Genomic DNA, 15,828 nt, shown 5'->3' on the forward strand with positions numbered 1-15,828 from the left:
CCGGGGACGGAGGCGGAATTCTACCACACCGCGTGAACCCTGGCGCACACCCCGCGCCAGAAGTCTGGCTCAAACGTCCAGCGGTTCCGTGGTGCGCACCACCCGCATCCCCGCCCGCCGCAGCTCCTCGATGGCCTCGTCCGCCAGTCGAGGGAAGTCCAGCGATGGCGGAAGCGGCTCCAGGGGCGGCGCGGGCACCGGGCTCATCGCGTCCACCAGGATGTGCACCCGCCCCATCTTCGAGCGGTCCGTCCGTTCAATGTGCTCCCGGAGGTCGCGCAGCGTGGACAGGACGCAGTGGGACTTGGCCTGACCGAAGACGTAGAGGCGATCAAACGTCATCAACCGCTCGAAGAGGCGCGTGTTGAATTCGCCCACACGCTGCCCCTTCACCTCCGTCACCTCGGGCATGAGCACGGAGTAGTTCTCTGTCAGCGGGTGCTCGCCCTTGAGCTCGAAGTGGGTGGCCGTGTCCCGCGTCAGGGCGTGGAACACGCTCGCCTCGTAGAACGCCGGCGCCAGCGCGTGGCTCATGCCCCCGAGCAGCGCATGGTACGGCCAGATGGTGAGCACGTAGCGCGCCCGCTCCTCCAGACGCTCGCAGTACTCCAGGCTCTCCTCCGGAAAGCGCGTGGCCCGCCAGCGGCCCGAACGGACGTCCGCCGCGGAGACCTGCGTCATCGGTGCGGGGTGCCGGCCCTCCGCGTCCTTCCACCACGCGGGATGGAAGATTTGGAAGATGCGGTGGGTGTCGAGGGAGAACACCAGCTCCGTCACCCGGTCCAGGTGCGAGTAGAGCCAGCGCAGCGTGCGCTGGGTGTCCTCGACGGCGCCGGGGACGAAGAGGCTGGCGCCGGGCGTACAGAAGGCCACCTGCACGTCGATGCCGAAGGCGGCGATGCGCACCCGGTCCTCGCGCGCGGGGCGCAGGCCGTGCTCGGAGACATGGCGCCGGGCCTCGTCGGCGACCTCGGCGGTGCGCTCCAGGTAGAGCTGACCGGCGCGAGCATCGTCGTGGAAGCGGGGAATAGGCAGGGACATGAGGTCCTCCAGGGTGGGCCTGTGTCAGCGGCCCTTGGGGAAGTGACGGCGCGTCAGCTCCTCGACGAGCGCCTTCGTAGCGGGAGTCTGGGCAATCTTCGCGGGCTCCGCGCTCTCCTCCAGCGCGCCCACCAGGGACGGCGTCTCCGGCTCGGCCTCCATGAGCGGGAAGTAGCCCTCCGGCGCCGACTCGCCTTCCTGGCCCACGAGGCCGATGGGGCCGGAGCCGTGACGACGGCGGAAGAGGACCGGCGTGCCGGGGATGCTCTGCTTGCCCTCGGCCAGCTCGTTGCCGAACTTCATCACCGGCTGGGGGCCCGTCTGCGACAGCTTGTAGATGGCCGCCACCCTGTCGCGCGTGAAGGGGCAGTCCATGGTGCGCGCGACGATGTGCCCGCCGTAGCCGTAGAACTGCGCGCTCGGATCCCAACCCACCTGGCGCCGCAGCTCCTCGAACTCGCGCGTGGCCTCCGCGTCCAGGCCGTCCTCGAGGATGTTGACGGGGCGGATGCCCATGTCGCGCGCGCGCGTCACGGCGTAGAGGTACTGGAGCTTCTTGTTGCCGGAGTCGAAGCGGATGGAGTCGCCGGAGCCCGGGTCCTCGCGGATGAGCTGGAAGGCGGCGGGGATGCCCGAGGTGAGCGTGTCGAAGGTGTCCAGCAGGTAGCTGGAGCGCTGGGGACGGCGCTCGCGCATGGCGCGGAACGCGGCATCATCCGAGCCGTAGCGCTGGATGTGCTCATGCCCCATGGTGCCCACCGGCATCATCCCCAGCGAGCGCGCGCCCTCCACGTTGCTGGTGCGTGTCACGCCCACGTCCTTGCAGGCGCGCAGGGCGATGTCGTGCTGCCCCAGACAGGTCGCCGCGCGCAGGCCCACCTCGAAGATGCGCGCGGGGTCCTCCACGATGTCGACGAGTTCCTTGACGGTGGCGCGCACGCGCTGGGCATAGCCCTCCGAGTCGACGGTGATGGGCACCGGCTTGACGCCCACCGCGTCGAGCGTCTCCAGGGCGATGGTCTTCTGCTCCTCGCAGGTGACGCGGGCGAGCGCGCGGGCCAGCACGTCCCGGTCCATCAGGGCCTGGGTGGCGACCTGGATGCGGAAGTTGAGCTGGAGCAGCAGCGGCTCCACCCAGGAGACGAGGGCGGAGGGGCCGGTGAGGGTGAGGATGGGCTCGCGCGGGAAGAAGACCGAGCCGCGCGGAATGGCGCGGACGGAGAGCTTCTCCTTGCGGAGGATGGCCGCCTTGAAGCCCACGCCCATCTCGTAGTCGTAGCGCGCGAGAAAGTCGTAGTCCTCCGGCGTGGGCTCGGGGAGGAGCGCGCGCACGTAGGCCGCGAGGTCCAGGGGCATGACCTGGAGACCGCCCTTGCGGTGTGAGTAATAGAACGTCTCCCGGCGCAACGGCCAGCCGGCCTCCGCCATGCTGAACTTGTAGCCATCCGTCGCGAGCAGCGAGGTCGCCATCCTGGGTGCCTTCCTCCGGTGTTTCTTGAGACTACGCGCGGCATGATGGGTTTCCTACCCTTCTGGCTCGCTTTCCCGGGCATGCCTTGTCGACGCGATTAAAAGCAGGGGCCATGTCGCCGGCCCCCTCCCGACGCCTGCTTCCCGCGCTCGCCGCCAGTGTGGCCGTGCACGGGCTGCTGTGGCTGCTCGTCGATGGATTGCCTCAGGCGCCCCGGCCGGCCGCGCCTCCTGCTCGTCCCGCCGCGCTGCAATGGGTGGAGGTGGAGGTGCCGTCGGCGACCGTGTCCGCGCCTGAACGCGCTCCGCGTGACGGGCCGACGCCCAGGTCCGAGAGCGGCACGGAATCGTCCGCACCCCGCCCGCCTCGCGAGGCACGGGCCGACGCGCGGACTGGCCACGGCAAGCCGCTACCAAGGGAGCCCGCCACGCAGGAGACAGGACGAGAGAACGCGCAGCACGGCTCACCGCCCGATACGTCCTCGGCCTCAGCGCATGCACCGCGTCCATCAGTCGGTCCGCGAGCAGACACGTCCGCTTCGACCACGCGTGCGCCGCGTCCAGCAGAAAGCCCGCGAGCCGATACGTCCGCTTCGGCCACGCGTGAGTCGCGCCCAGCAGACGGCAGCAGCACCGATACGTCCGCTCCGGCCACGCCTGAGCCCCGCCCAGCAGACAGCATCCGAGCCGATACCTCCGCGTCCACGGAGCCGCGCCCCACAGACAGCATCCGAGCCGATACCTCCGCTTCGGCAACGCGTGAGCCGCGCCCAGCAGACGGCAGCAGCGCCGATACCTCCCCGCGTCGAGCAGACAGCCCGCTGGCCGTGGCCGATACGGCCGTCGCCACGAAACAAGCTCGCACACAGGAGTCACTCAATCCCGCGAGCGACCTCCCCCGAGCGACTCTGCGTCTGGCCGACGATGTTCCGCGAGCAGCCCCCGCCTCCTCGGCACTCACGGACTTCGCGCACGCCCCCGAGGCCGTGGCGCGAGCCTCGGACACCGCGCGGCTCACGGAGTCCCCTGGCACGGGACTGCTCCTGGCCGCGCGGACCCAGTCGCCGCCGATGCGCCGCGGAGACACCACCACCACGGCGCCAGACGTCGGCATCCGGGACGCGCGCAAAGCCCCCACGCCCCAGGCGCTCGTGGAGGACCTCGTCTCGGAGAGCGTGGGACGCGGCAAGGTGGACCGAGGGCTCGTGCATCCCTACTTCAGCCAGCTCGGCAAGAAGCTCGTGGCCGTATGGGACGCGGACCGCTCCGTGAAGGAGCACGGCCTCCAGGGCTACCTCGACATGGGCATGGAGCGCAGTCGCGCCTATGGCCGCGCCTGGAGCGAGCGCGCCTCGAACTACGGCTCCTCGGGCGCGTTCGTCGCGAACAACCAGCCCTTGGATGACAAGCGCCGTCCGGTCAGCACGGTGGGAGACCCGGCCCTGCGCATGCGCAGCGAGTTGCGCGAGAAGATGCGCGAGGGGTTCCGCTCCACGCGCCGAGCCCTCATCCGCGTCGTCCAGGACCGCCACGGGCGCCTGCTCGACGTGGTGCTCGTGGACCCCAGCCACCAGCCCGAGGTCGACCAGGAGGCCGTGAAGGACGTGCGCGCCGCCGCGGAGAAGCTCCCTCCGCCGCCCGCCGAAGCCGTGGGGAGCCGCGAGCGACTCGTCAGCCTCTGGGAGTTCGAGCTGATCATCTCCATCAGCCCGCCCATCCCCACCTTCACCTTCGAATTCGACGAGGCCCTCGGCTTCATCGACACCCGTCTGCCCCTGGACAAGCGCATCTACAAACGCGTGCGCCTCGTCGAGCTTCGCTAGAACGTCGCCAGGCTAGAGACAGTCCACCAGCCCGTCGTAGAGCGTCTTTTGCGTCTTCGGCAACGGGGCGTAGAGCGGCTCCGGCCCCGCGAGCGCCGTCAGCAACGCAGCCATCGTGGTGCCGCGCGCCAGCGGACTCGTGCAGGCCCACGTCCGCGTCTGCGTGGTGATGACACCCGTGCGCGCATCGATGTCCTCGGCGCTCCCACCGAACACCCAGAGGCACTGACCGATGACCCCCGTCCGCGTCTCCACCGAGCAACGGAAGACGATGGACTCGATGTTGGCGTAATCCCCCTCACAGAACGTGTCGCCACAGATGTCGTCGAAGTTCTGTTTCAAGTGGGCACGGAGCTCGAACCACGCCTGGAACTCCGCCTCCGACTGGAAGTAGCTCACCGCATCGACATACGACTTCGCCCGCCGCTCCAGGGGCCGCGAGGACACCCCTTCCTGGGGCACCTCCGCCCCAGCGAACGACGACAGCCCCAGCATCGACAGCACCCACCATGAACGCATGCTCATCCCGACGGACCTCCCCCCTGGAACCACCAGGTGACTCGGGCTTAACTCGTTTTTCACGAAACACTGACTTCACAAACAATCCGGGATGACATTGAGTGTCTGCCTCTTGAAAGGCAGGCCCGCATGACGCCCCTCCTCCGTCGTGTTTCCGATGTCCTCGTCCTCACTGTCGTCGCGTCGACCCTCGCGTTGCTGCCTGGCTGCGGGGAGGGCTACTCGGAAGACGACCCGTTCGGAGAGGCGCAGCGGGCGCTGCTCAACGGCGTGGGCTCCACGGCGGCGCGCGCGGCCCTCACGAAGCGGTGGGCACCCATCCACTACCAGGACGTGGATGTGACGGGCTCGCACTCGCTCAGCGGCAAGTCCGACTTCCTCACCCGCGTGGACTTCGACGGGGACTGGAGCGGGACGAACAACTGGGACAACACCGGCTCGCGAGTGCTCTCCGCGCACGCATATCAGTCCGTGGTGGAGACGAGCACGCACTGGTACCTGCTCTACACGTTCTTCCACCCGCGCGACTGGTCCGACAGCATCTTCGACACCGAGCACGAGAACGACGGCGAGGGCGTGCTGCTCGTCGTCCAGCGCGACGGCAGCGAGTACGGCTCGCTCGTGGGCGCGGTGACGGTGGCGCACAAGGACTTCTTCTCGTTCGTGCCCTCGGGCAGTCCGCTCAGCTCGGGCTCGGAGTCGCTCGACGGCACGCTGTCGCTGGCCTCGTTCGAGGGACAGCTCCACCCCATCACCGCGCAGGAGGCCAAGGGCCATGGCCTCAAGGCGTGGCCCGCGTATGACATCGTCGGTGACGGAGTGAAGTACTTCCCGTCCCTCTCGCTCGCCGAGCAGCCCTCGTCCGCCACGGACTCCGACGTGCGCTACAAGCTGGTGGACATCTACGGCTCGGAGGGACTCTGGCCGCGTCGCGAGCTCACCACGCTGTTCTCCTCGTACGGGACGTTCCGGGGAGACACCAGCGGCGGCTGCGGCCTGGTCGCGGGCAACTGCGGCACGAACTCCGCCAACTCGCCGTGGGGCTGGGATGACCAGAACGACGGCCCCATCCTCCGCGGCGAAATCGCGAACGACCCGGCGAAGCTCGCGGCCTACTACTTCAGCCCGTCGTCGCAGTTCTCCACGACGTACACCTTCAACCCGTTCAAGGGCATCGGCACGGACCCGAACCAGCCCTGAGCGGCGACGCCTGACGACGCGGAGCGGGACTCACTCCCGCTCCGCGCGAGGCTTCAGCGTCAGGAAGCGCGAGACTTCCGAGCAGGGCGCCGCGTGCGGCTGCGCACCGGCGTCGACGGGGACTGCCCATAGACGCGGTCGTAGTCCTTCATGCTGCGGCGGATGACCTCCATCGCCTCCGGCCTGTCGTAGACCTCCGCGATTTCGACGCTGCGCTTCCCCTCACCGGGAATCTGCTTGTAGGTGAGGAAGTAGTGCTTGAGGCGGTCCAGCAGCGGACGCGGGAGCTGGGCGATGTGCTGCAGCTCGCCGTAGACGAGGTCGGACTCGAGCACCGCGATGATTTTGTCATCCGCCTCGTCGCCGTCGATCATCCGGAAGCCACCGATGGGCACCGCGCGCACCAGGAGGTTGCCGTTGCTGACGACCTTCTCCGTCAGCACGCAGATGTCGATGGGGTCTCCGTCGCCTTTGATGCCCTTCACGCCCGTGCGCTCGGCGCAGCGCTTCGCCACCAGCTCGTCGCAGTACGTCTGGGGAATGAAGCCGTAGAGCGTCGGGCACTGGCTGCTGAACCGCTGCGGCCGATCCAACTTCAGGATGCCCGACTCCTTGTCCAGCTCGTACTTCACCGCGTCCGTGGGGACGATTTCGATATAGGCGGTGACGATTTCAGGAGACTCGTTCCCAGGGGTGATGCCGTGCCAGGGATGAGCCGCGAACGACTTCTGAGGTGCTGACTTCTTCATGTGGGTACGTCTCCCGAGCGCCTGCACGCCTCGGAGTAGAGTTGCGCGACCGCGTCCTCCAGCTCGCGCGTGAGCTCGTCGCGGTCTTCAATCGTCAGGCCCTGCGTGGGGATGGGCTTGCCCACCACCAGCGCCACGCGCTGGCCCCACTGCACCGCCCGTCCTCCCTTGGGAAGGATGAGCCGCGTCCCCGACACCGCCATGGGCACTACTGGCACGCCCGCCTGGATGGCGAGCGTCGCGGCCCCCTTCTTGAACGGCCGCAGCCGTCCGTCCTCGCTGCGCGTGCCCTCGGCATAGAACAGCACGCTCACCCGCTCACGCAGCGCCGTCACCGCCTCCTCCAACCGGGCCCTGTCTTCACTGCCACCGCTGCGCGCCACGGGGATGTTGCCTGCCCGCCGCAGCGCCGCGCCGAACACCGGAATCTTGAACAGCTCCGCCTTCGCCACGAAGCGCGTGTGCGTCTCCACGTACGCCATGTTCAGCGGCGCGTCGTAGTGCGACTGGTGGTTGCACACGAAGACGACGTGCCCTTCCGTGGGAATGTGCTCCAGCCCCACCGCCTCGTGACGTACGCCCGCTGACGCCAGCACGCCCCGCGCCCAGAGCCGCAGGGCCTTGTCCGCCTCCCCGTGCGCACCGCCTACCGACAACGCGGAGATGACCGAGGAGAACACCCCCGTCAGGCCCACCGCTGAAACACCCGCGAACGCTGTCCGGACGATGTCTCGAATCACACGAACTCGTGAGCGGGGAACAGGAGCACGTCCGAGATGCGCTGGACCCCGAGCAGCAGCATCAGGATTCTGTCGAGCCCCACGGCGATACCCGCCGAGGGCGGCATTCGACCTACTGCGTCAAGGAACCGCTCATCCAGAGGATACACGGAACGCCCCAGCTTGCGCCTGAGGTCCTGTTCTTCCAGCAGTCTCGCCCGTTGCTCGGCCGCGTCCGTGAGCTCGGAGAACCCGTTCGCCAGCTCCAGGCCCTTCGCGTACAGCTCCACCCGCTCCGCCACGGCGGAGTCCCCAGGCTTCAAGCGAGAGAGCGCCGCCATGGACGCCGGGTACTCGATGAGGAACGTGGGCCGCTCGTGGCCCAGGCCCAGCTCCACCCGCTGCAGGAAGAGGTGGAAGAAGACGTCGTCGAAGCTCTCCGCGTCGCCCGTCCGGACGCCCGCGGCCTCGGCGGCGCGCTTGAGCGAGGGCCCGTCCGAGTGCACGAGGATGTCCACGCCCGTCGCCCGCAGCACGGCGTCGCGCACCGTGAGGCGCTCGTACGGCGTGCGCGTGAAGAAGGCAGGGTCGGCGCCGGGCTCACCCTCCGTCGCGGAGCGCCCGGCCTCCGCGAGCGCGCCTTCCAGGTCCTTCATGATGGCGTGGTAGTCCGCCTGGGGCCGGTAGAACTCCAGCATCGTGAATTCCGGATTGTGCGTGCCGGAGACCTCGCCGTTCCGGAACACCTTGCAGAGCTGGAACAGCGGGCCGGCCCCGTCGGCGAGCAGTCGCTTCATCGCGTACTCGGGGCTGGTGTGCAGATAGAGGGTGCGAGCGGAGCCGACGTCCGTCTCGGGGATGAAGCCCGCCTCGAAGGCGTTGATGTGCGGCTCCATTCCGGGCGTGGGGATGAGCAGGGGCGTCTCCACCTCCAGATACCCCTCGGCGACGAAGAAACGTCGAAGGGCGGAGTAGAGGGCCTGGCGTCCCCGGGCGGCCCGCCATTGAGAAAGGTTGGGCATGGGCGAGGCGGAAGTAACATGAGGCCCGACATGCACCCAAGGATTCCCCTCCTCCTCGCCCTGGCCTGCCTTCTGAGCGCCTGCCCCAAGGGCCCTCCCGCGGACTCCCGGCTGCCCCCCACGGAGGAGCAGCGCCTGACGACGGACGTGCGCGCGCTGGCCTCTCGCGCGGAGACGCTGCTGGAGGCGCAGCACCGGCTCGTCTGGGTGTTCTGGACAGAGGGCCGCCACGTGGACGTCTCCGGGACGTACTCGGGGCAGGAGGACCTCTTCACGCTCGACAACATCCGCAAGGTGGACCGGCTGCGGCAGCTCACGCAGGACCCGCGCGAGGTGCGCGCCCTCACCGCACTGCACTCGCACTTCGCCGGCGAGTACCTGTCTCACGCGCTGGCCGAGTACAACGACGCGTCCGCCAACCTGGAGGCGTCCCTCACCTTCACCTTGGACGGCAAGGAGCTGCGCTACCGGGACTTGGAGCGGCTCCTGGCCAACGAGCGGAGCGCGACGCGGCGCAAGGCGCTCTACGCGGCGGTGACGCCTCTCTTGGAGCGACTCAACCAGACGCTGCGCCGCAAGGAGGAGCGCGCCGAGGAGCTGGTGAAGGAGCTGGGCTTCCCCTCGTACGAGGCCTTCGGCAGCGAGCTGCGGCAGGCGGACCTGGGCAAGTTGAGCGTGCTGGCGGAGGAGATTCTCCAGGCCACGCAGGCGCCGTACCGGCTGGTGATGGAGCGACTCGCGCAGCGTGAGCTGGGCCTGCCCTTCAAGGACATCACCCGCGCGGACATCCCCCGGTTGTTCCGCTCGCGCGAAGTGGAGGACGCCTTCCCCAAGGGCGAGTCCCTGCTCAAGGCGCACGGCACCCTGTCGGGGATGAGCTTGGACCTGGCCGAGCTGAAGAACGTTCAAATCGACGCGAGGGAGCTGCCGCGCAAGAACACCCGGCCGCTGGCGTTGGCGGTGCGCGTGCCGGACGACGTGCGGCTGTCCTTCAAGCCGGGCTCGGGCGCGCTGCATCAGGCGCGCGTGCTGCACGAGTTCGGGCACACGCTGCATTCGGCCTTCACGAAGGAGACGCGCTTCGAGCTGGCGCGGCTGGGCAACCCCACGGTGGGCGAGGCGTACTCGTCGCTGTTCGAGGACCTGCTGGAGGACCCGGTGTGGCTGGAGGAGCACGCGGGCGTCAGCGGAGACCAGCGCGCGCAGTTCCTGGCGGCCTCCAGCGCGCACAAGCTGTACCTCATCCGCCACGCGGCGGGCCGGCTCCTCTACCAGTTGGAATTGCACCGGCGCGTGGAGGTGGACCCGAAGGAGCTGTACCGACAGGTGATGTCGCGCACGGACGACATCCCGATGACGGACGAGGACACCGCGCGCTACCTGGTGGACCAGGAGGACTTCTTCCAGTCCGCGGACAGCTTCCGCGCGTGGTTCCTGGCGGGCCAGCTCCAGGCGCAGCTCAAGGCGCGCTTCGGCCCCGCGTGGTGGCACGCGCCGCAGTCGGGCGAGTTCCTCAAGGCCCTGTGGGCCAAGGGCAACGGGCTGTCCGCGCGCGAGGTGGCCGAGGCCATCGGCGAGAAGGGAATCGAGCCTGACGTGCTGCTGCTGCGCCTGGGCACCACGCTGCAGGTGCCCATCCGGCTGAACCTGGAGGGCGTGGAGGACAGCATCCTCCCCGCGGCCCCCGGCCTGGAGGGCTTCACCCAGCCCGCGCCGCCTCCGGGGCTGGAGGAGTTCTCCGCGCCGCAGGGGACGCCGCAGGGCCCCACGCTGCCGCCCAAGGCGGGCACCGGCGACGGTCGCTAGAAACACGAAGGGCCTCCGCCCACATGGGGACGGAGGCCCTGACGGTGCGACGGGGAGCTGAGTCCCCGTCAGCCAAGGACTACAGGAGCTTCATCAGCTCCGCGCGCTTGGCGTTGTACTCCTCGTCGGAGAGGACGCCCGCGTCCTTCAGCTCCTTGATTTCCTTCAGGCGCTGCGCGGGGCTGCGCGTGTCGGCGGGAGCCGCCTGCTGCGCGGGCTCCGCAGGACGCTGCTGCTGCTGGCCCTGCTGGTTCATGAACTGCTGGGCCATGCCGAAACCCATGCCCATGCCCATGCCGCCCAGCGCGTTGCCGGAGCCGCCGCCGTCGCCGCCCTTGGCCATGCCCTCGGCCGCGCCCAGCATCGCCTGGCCCTGCGCATACTGCTGAAAGCCACCGGCCAGCCGCGAGTAGGCGACGTCCTTCGACAGCTTCTTCAGCGTCGCCTCGTCCTCCTCCTTGATGCTGACGTGGAAGTTGCCCAGACGCACCACGGTGAGGCCGTAGCTGTCCACGTGGGGCTTCATTCCACTGATGACCTCGGTCTCGATCTCCTCGGTGTACGCACCGCTCGTCACGTCGAGCAGCGGCCAGCGCTTCTTGACCAGCAGCTCGGCGATGCGGTCCTTGGTGACCTTGAGCACCTGGTTCTTGAACCAGCCCAGCAGCTCCTCGTTGCTGGTGCGGCCCATGCCCACCAGGCCCACCACGAGCTTCTCCGGGTCCGTCACGCGGATGGAGAAGTCGCCGTAGACCATGGTGCCGATGCCCAGACCCGTCTCCGGGTCTCGCGCATCGCCAATGGGCCCGCCGAACTTCACGCCCGCGAACTCGCGGACGGAGACGAAGAAGACCTCGGCGACGAAGAGGTTGCCGCCCGTGAACTTCTCCAGGAGGCTCGACAGGAACGGGATGTTGTTCGAGTCGAGCTGGTGACGGCCGGGCCCCAGCTTGCCCTCGACCTTGCCGTCCTTGACGAAGAGCGCGACCTCGTCCGCGTCGACGGTCAGCTGGGTGAGCATCCGGATGTTGTTCTCCGGATACTTGTAGATGATCTCCCCCTTCGCCGTGTCCGCGCGAGCGATGAAGTTGCGCTTCGCCTCACCCTTGATGGTGTCGAAGATACCCATTGCTAGTCAGCGCCTCCGTGGCCGCCATGGCGGCCGGCAAATCCGCGCCCCCACCCGACCCTCTCTAAGAACATGGCGTCCGCGACGAAAGCGTGCCCGCTTTCCGCCCGTCAGCCCTCCCCGGAAGATGCCAGTTTCACTGGCCATTGCCTAGCCGCTCGCCCTCCGGGCGGCCTCGGCCCGCCTCCAGTGAACGGGGGAGCCCCGCTGGGGAGCCCCAGGGGAGGGTCAGCCCCAGCGGCTGACCAGGCGCTCGCGGTCCAGCAGGCGGATGCTGGCGACGAGGAGCACCGCGTCCAGCACCAGCACCACCGCCCCCTGGAGCGCGTAGAAGCCCAGCCCGGCCTTCAGGACGCCCGCCACCTGCCCGCCCACCATGCCGACGAGCGGCAGGACGACGAGTGCGGAAATCTGCTGCGCCATGCGGGCCTCGCTCACCCGCGCGGAGATGAGCACCGCGACGCCGTTGCCGAAGAAGGCGAACAGCGGGGCAATCACCAGCACGCCGAAGGTCCACAGGGCGTTGGGCATCAGCGGCCCCTGCACCAGCGGCCACGCGACGATGTCCACGCCCACGCAGAAGAAGATGAAGGCCACCCAGGTAATCACCACGGCGGGCACCAGCGCCGCCAGGCTCTTGCCCGCCACCAGCTCCGCGGCCGTCACCGGCGAGGCGAGCAGCGGCTCCAGCGTGCGCCGCTCCTTCTCGCCCGCGACGCTCTGCGAGGCGATGAGGATGGGCACGAAGACGGGCATGACGAGGAACAGGCCGAACCAGTCGGTGAGCGTCTTGTCGATGAGGAAGCGCGCGGCGCTCGCGCCCAACGGCAGCGTGGGGTCATAGAACTGCGCCACGCTGCGCAGGTCCGCTCTGTTGGGGGTGTTGACGTACGTCCACACGACGACGATGGGCACCAGCACCATGACGGCCGGCAGCACCGCCATGGAGACGAGCAGCCCCACGTTCTTGCGCAGGTCCAGGAAGTCCTTCCAGAACACGGCCAGGGCTCGACGCGGACGGAATGCCATGGCTAGACGCCCTCTTCACGAAGCAGGTCCAGGTACACCTCTTCCAGGGGACGCTGCGCCGGCACCGCGCTGTGCACGCGCGCGCCCGCGCCCACCAGGCACGCCAGCACGTCCGGCGCGTGGGCCTCGTCCTCCAGCATGACGCGCAGCCGCATGCCCTCGGCCAGCACGTTGGGCGCGAAGGGCAGCGCCGCCAGCGCGACGCGGAAGCGCTCCGCCTCGCCATCCACCCGCACGTCCAGCGCCTGCCCGGAGCGCCGCAGCTCCCGCACCGGCCCCATCAGGAGCAGCCGCCGCTTCACCACCGCGACGCGCTCGCACAGCCGCTCCACCTCCGAGAGGTTGTGCGAGCACAGGACAATCGTGCGCCCTTCCGACGCCAGCTCCGCCACCGCGTCGCGCACCGTGCGCGCGGACTCGGGGTCCAGGCCGCTGGTGGGCTCGTCCAGGAAGATGACGCGCGGGTCGTGCACCAGCGTGCGGACGATGGCGAGCTTCTGGCGCATGCCCTTGGAGAAGCCGCCCACGGGCTCCTCCTCGCGACCGCCCAGCCCGAAGCGCTCCAGGTAGTGCTGCGTGCGCGGCCAGGCCTTGGACTCGTCCAGTTCGTGCAGCTTCATGAAGAAGCGCAGGTTCTCCCGGGCGGTGAGCCGCTCGTAGAGGCCGGGCTGTTCGGTGAGCAGCCCCACCACCTTGCGGAGCCCCTCGCCGTCGCGGTCCACGCGGTGGCCCCACACCACGGCCTCGCCCTCGGTGGGGAGCAACAGGCCGGTGAGCATGCGCACCGTCGTCGTCTTCCCGGCGCCGTTGGGGCCCAGCAGGCCAAACACCTCTCCAGGCCGCACGTGGAAGGTGAGCCCCTCCACGGCGACGCGTTCGCCGAAGCGCTTGCCCAGTCCCCGGACGTCGATGCCGCTCAATCGATGGTCACCAGGACGAACTTGTTGTTGATGTCCTTGTCCACCGGGGTGACGACCTTGTCCGCGCCCACCGCGCTGCGCAGGGAGGAGAGCATCTTCTGCTCGGCGAGCACCCACTCGCGACCGGGCCGCGCGACGAGCGAGCGCAGCTTCGCGTTGTAGTCACCGCTGCGATACTGCTCCACGGTGTTGCTGGAGTAGAGCGTCTCGCCGCGCCAGTTCATCAGGTACGCGACGATGGGCTCACCCTCCTGACGCTGCGAGTAGTAGCGCCAGAAGAGGTCGCGCTGCGTCCAGTGGTGGGACAGGTCCACCCAGTGGTTCCAGTTGAACCAGAGGGCGAAGCCAGCGGCCAGCACCCAGAAGGTGCCGAACAGCATCACCCGCGCCCGCATCAGCGTGGCCACGACGGCCATGGCGCCCGCCACCGCGAAGACGAAGCCCAGCGCGCCCTTGACGTTGACGGGCTCCGACAGCGAGCGCAGCAGGGAGTCCTCACCCGCGGGATTCTTGAAGCCGCGCACCGCCAGCACCACGCCCGCCAGCGCGAGCACCGCGGCCAGCGCCTGGAGCGACACGCGACCTTCCGTGTTCGGACGCAGCGACTGCCACCCGAGGAAGCCGCCCACCACCGCCACCGCCACGCCCACCAGCCCCGTCGCGGACACCTTCGCGCCGGACGCCACCGCGGCCAGCGTGGCCACGCCGGCCAGCAGCATGAGCAGCGCCACCGCGCGAGAACCCGGAGTCACCTTCTCCCGCGTCTTGGGCGAGAAGGCCTCGAACGACAGGTAGACGCCGAAGGCGAGCAGCACCAGCGTGACGAGGTCGCCGGTCCAGAGCGCGCGCGAGAAGAACGCGATGGGCTTGGTGACGAGCTCCTGCGGATAGGGCCGGTCGTAGTTGTAGACGAACAGGTCGGTGAAGTTCTTCGGGTTCTCCGCCAGGTCCTTGCCGACGAGGACGAAGAGGACGAGGCCGAAGATGAGGCTCACCGCGTGCGCGGAGATGCCCTCTTCCCACAGCCGGTCGATGAACAGCGCGATGAGGACCGCGAGGCCGGGCAGGACAGGGAAGACGTAGTGGTGGAACTTGGTGGCGCTGGAGGCCAGCAGCCAGAAGGAGAAGGCGACCCACACCACGGCGATGATGGCCAGGTGGTCCGCCTTCTTCTCCGAGCGCAGCTTCAGCTTCGCGACGATGGCGAAGGCGCCGGGCAGCAGGGCCACCCAGGGGAAGATGCCGAAGCCACCCTGCTCGATGAAGTAGATGAACGTGCCACCCGGCGTGGTGGTGTGCACGCCCGCGGTGAGGCGGTTGAGGTGGTCGTGGACGAAGAAGCGGTACCAGAAGAGCTTGCCCTCGTCGTCCACGCTCTTGAAGAGGGACATCACCACGTACCAGGGCGCGGCCACCGCGAAGAAGACGAGGATGCCCGTGCCCAGGTGCATCTTGTGCATCTGCGCCCACAGCACCGGCATGGGCTGGCGGCCCTCGCGCACGTCCTTGCGGAAGCCTCCGTCGGTCAGCCAGCGCAGGTGCGCATCCAGGCTCGGCCCGTCCCAGGGCATGACGGCCAGGCCCGCGTAGAGCACGAGGATGACGGCGGGAAGGCCCACGCCCAACAGGCCCTTGGCCAGCGTGGACAGGCCCGCGAAGAAATAGAAGCCGTACCACCACGCGGCGCGGTGCTTCGTCGTGTCATCCAACTGGCCGATGAGCGCGCACGCCATCGCGCAGACGAACGTGGTGACGAACGGCGTGTCCGTCACCGTCTGCCGGGTGAGCAGGAAGTACAGCGGCATGGTGGCCAGGACGAAGCCGGTGGCCAGGCCCGCGCGGCGGCTCACCACGCGCGACACAGCCAGGGACAAGAGCGTCACGGCGGTGATGCTCAGCGCCACGAAGGGCACGCGCATGCCCCACTCGGTGTACAGCCCGAGCTGGCCTCCCGAGCGCACCGTTCCCACCACCTGCATGCCCAGCGCCTGCATCCACATGGTCAGCGGCGGCTTGGAGAAGAACCACGCGTTCTCCCAGAAGGGATACAGGTAGTCGCGGCGGACGATCATCATCCGCGCCACTTCGCCGTAGTGGGTCTCCCAGCAGTCCCACAGCCCCACCGCGCCCAGGTAGGGCAGGAAGAGCAGCCCCGCGAAGAAGGCCGTGGACAACACCGTCCGGGTCGTCGCCGAGAGCGAAACCCACCGCTGCATCCACCGCGCGGAGAAGGTCTCCTTGCCGAGAATGGCCTCGGCGAAGGTCTGCTCTCGCTGCTGCTCCTGCTGTTCGCCGTCGCTCGCCACGGGTGAAGGGCTCCTTGAGTCGTTTCGGGCGGTTGCCTGCGCACCACGGGCAGGACGCGGCCTTATATCCCCGCCACCCCCGCCGGTCGACCTCC

The 15,828-nt window shown here is 68.9% G+C and carries 13 protein-coding genes; 3 read left to right on the forward strand and 10 right to left on the reverse strand.

Annotated features, from left to right (window positions below):
• Positions 1-69: 69 nt before the first annotated feature.
• A complete protein-coding gene (locus ACN469_RS24545) occupies positions 70-1,041 on the reverse strand; it encodes a nicotinamidase (RefSeq protein ID WP_498771312.1) in 972 nt (323 codons plus the stop codon).
• Positions 1,042-1,065: 24 nt separating this feature from the next.
• Positions 1,066-2,511 (reverse strand): nicotinate phosphoribosyltransferase, encoded by a 1,446-nt coding sequence (locus ACN469_RS24550; protein ID WP_498771313.1) that lies wholly within the window; start codon positions 2,509-2,511, stop codon positions 1,066-1,068.
• 986 nt (positions 2,512-3,497) lie between these two features.
• On the opposite strand from ACN469_RS24550, the gene ACN469_RS24555 reads away from it, so the two are divergent.
• On the forward strand, positions 3,498-4,334 hold the full coding sequence (locus ACN469_RS24555; RefSeq protein WP_498771315.1) for a TonB C-terminal domain-containing protein: 837 nt from the start codon (positions 3,498-3,500) through the stop codon (positions 4,332-4,334).
• A 12-nt stretch (positions 4,335-4,346) separates the two neighbouring features.
• Here the strand turns inward: ACN469_RS24555 and ACN469_RS24560 are convergent, their stop codons facing one another.
• A complete protein-coding gene (locus ACN469_RS24560) occupies positions 4,347-4,859 on the reverse strand; it encodes a hypothetical protein (protein ID WP_498771317.1) in 513 nt (170 codons plus the stop codon).
• A 123-nt stretch (positions 4,860-4,982) separates the two neighbouring features.
• Between ACN469_RS24560 and ACN469_RS24565 the strand changes: the two genes are divergently transcribed.
• The gene (locus ACN469_RS24565) at positions 4,983-6,053 is read left to right on the forward strand and encodes a hypothetical protein (RefSeq protein ID WP_498771319.1); all 1,071 of its coding nucleotides are present in this window, start codon (positions 4,983-4,985) and stop codon (positions 6,051-6,053) included.
• 59 nt (positions 6,054-6,112) lie between these two features.
• On the opposite strand, the gene ACN469_RS24570 is transcribed toward ACN469_RS24565, so the two are convergent.
• From ACN469_RS24570 to epmA, 3 genes are read right to left on the reverse strand one after another with little or no spacing between them, the layout of a single operon-like run.
• Positions 6,113-6,802: an inorganic pyrophosphatase gene (locus ACN469_RS24570; RefSeq protein ID WP_498771321.1), complete on the reverse strand. Its 690-nt coding sequence runs from the start codon at positions 6,800-6,802 to the stop codon at positions 6,113-6,115.
• Positions 6,799-7,542 carry a lysophospholipid acyltransferase family protein gene (locus ACN469_RS24575; protein ID WP_498771323.1) on the reverse strand — a complete coding sequence of 248 codons (744 nt, stop codon included), beginning with the start codon at positions 7,540-7,542 and terminating at the stop codon, positions 6,799-6,801. The genes ACN469_RS24570 and ACN469_RS24575 overlap by 4 nt, the downstream gene beginning before the upstream one ends.
• Positions 7,539-8,543 carry an EF-P lysine aminoacylase EpmA gene (gene epmA / locus ACN469_RS24580; protein WP_498771325.1) on the reverse strand — a complete coding sequence of 335 codons (1,005 nt, stop codon included), beginning with the start codon at positions 8,541-8,543 and terminating at the stop codon, positions 7,539-7,541. Before epmA ends, ACN469_RS24575 begins: the two co-directional genes overlap by 4 nt.
• Positions 8,544-8,573: 30 nt before the next feature.
• Between epmA and ACN469_RS24585 the strand changes: the two genes are divergently transcribed.
• Positions 8,574-10,349 carry a chromosome segregation protein SMC gene (locus tag ACN469_RS24585; RefSeq protein WP_498771327.1) on the forward strand — a complete coding sequence of 592 codons (1,776 nt, stop codon included), beginning with the start codon at positions 8,574-8,576 and terminating at the stop codon, positions 10,347-10,349.
• A 79-nt stretch (positions 10,350-10,428) separates the two neighbouring features.
• Here ACN469_RS24585 and ACN469_RS24590 read toward each other — a convergent pair whose 3' ends face one another.
• From ACN469_RS24590 to ACN469_RS24605, 4 genes are all read right to left on the reverse strand, one after another.
• The gene (locus ACN469_RS24590; RefSeq protein WP_498771329.1) at positions 10,429-11,478 is read right to left on the reverse strand and encodes an SPFH domain-containing protein; all 1,050 of its coding nucleotides are present in this window, start codon (positions 11,476-11,478) and stop codon (positions 10,429-10,431) included.
• Positions 11,479-11,706: 228 nt separating this feature from the next.
• Positions 11,707-12,507 (reverse strand): ABC transporter permease subunit, encoded by an 801-nt coding sequence (locus ACN469_RS24595; protein ID WP_498771331.1) that lies wholly within the window; start codon positions 12,505-12,507, stop codon positions 11,707-11,709.
• 2 nt (positions 12,508-12,509) lie between these two features.
• Positions 12,510-13,427 (reverse strand): ABC transporter ATP-binding protein, encoded by a 918-nt coding sequence (locus tag ACN469_RS24600; RefSeq protein WP_498771333.1) that lies wholly within the window; start codon positions 13,425-13,427, stop codon positions 12,510-12,512.
• Positions 13,424-15,733 carry an ArnT family glycosyltransferase gene (locus tag ACN469_RS24605; RefSeq protein ID WP_498771335.1) on the reverse strand — a complete coding sequence of 770 codons (2,310 nt, stop codon included), beginning with the start codon at positions 15,731-15,733 and terminating at the stop codon, positions 13,424-13,426. The genes ACN469_RS24600 and ACN469_RS24605 overlap by 4 nt, the downstream gene beginning before the upstream one ends.
• Positions 15,734-15,828: the final 95 nt, after the last annotated feature.

The organism is Corallococcus terminator, assembly GCF_049194865.1.
GTDB classification, from domain to species: Bacteria; Myxococcota; Myxococcia; order Myxococcales; family Myxococcaceae; genus Myxococcus; species Myxococcus terminator_A.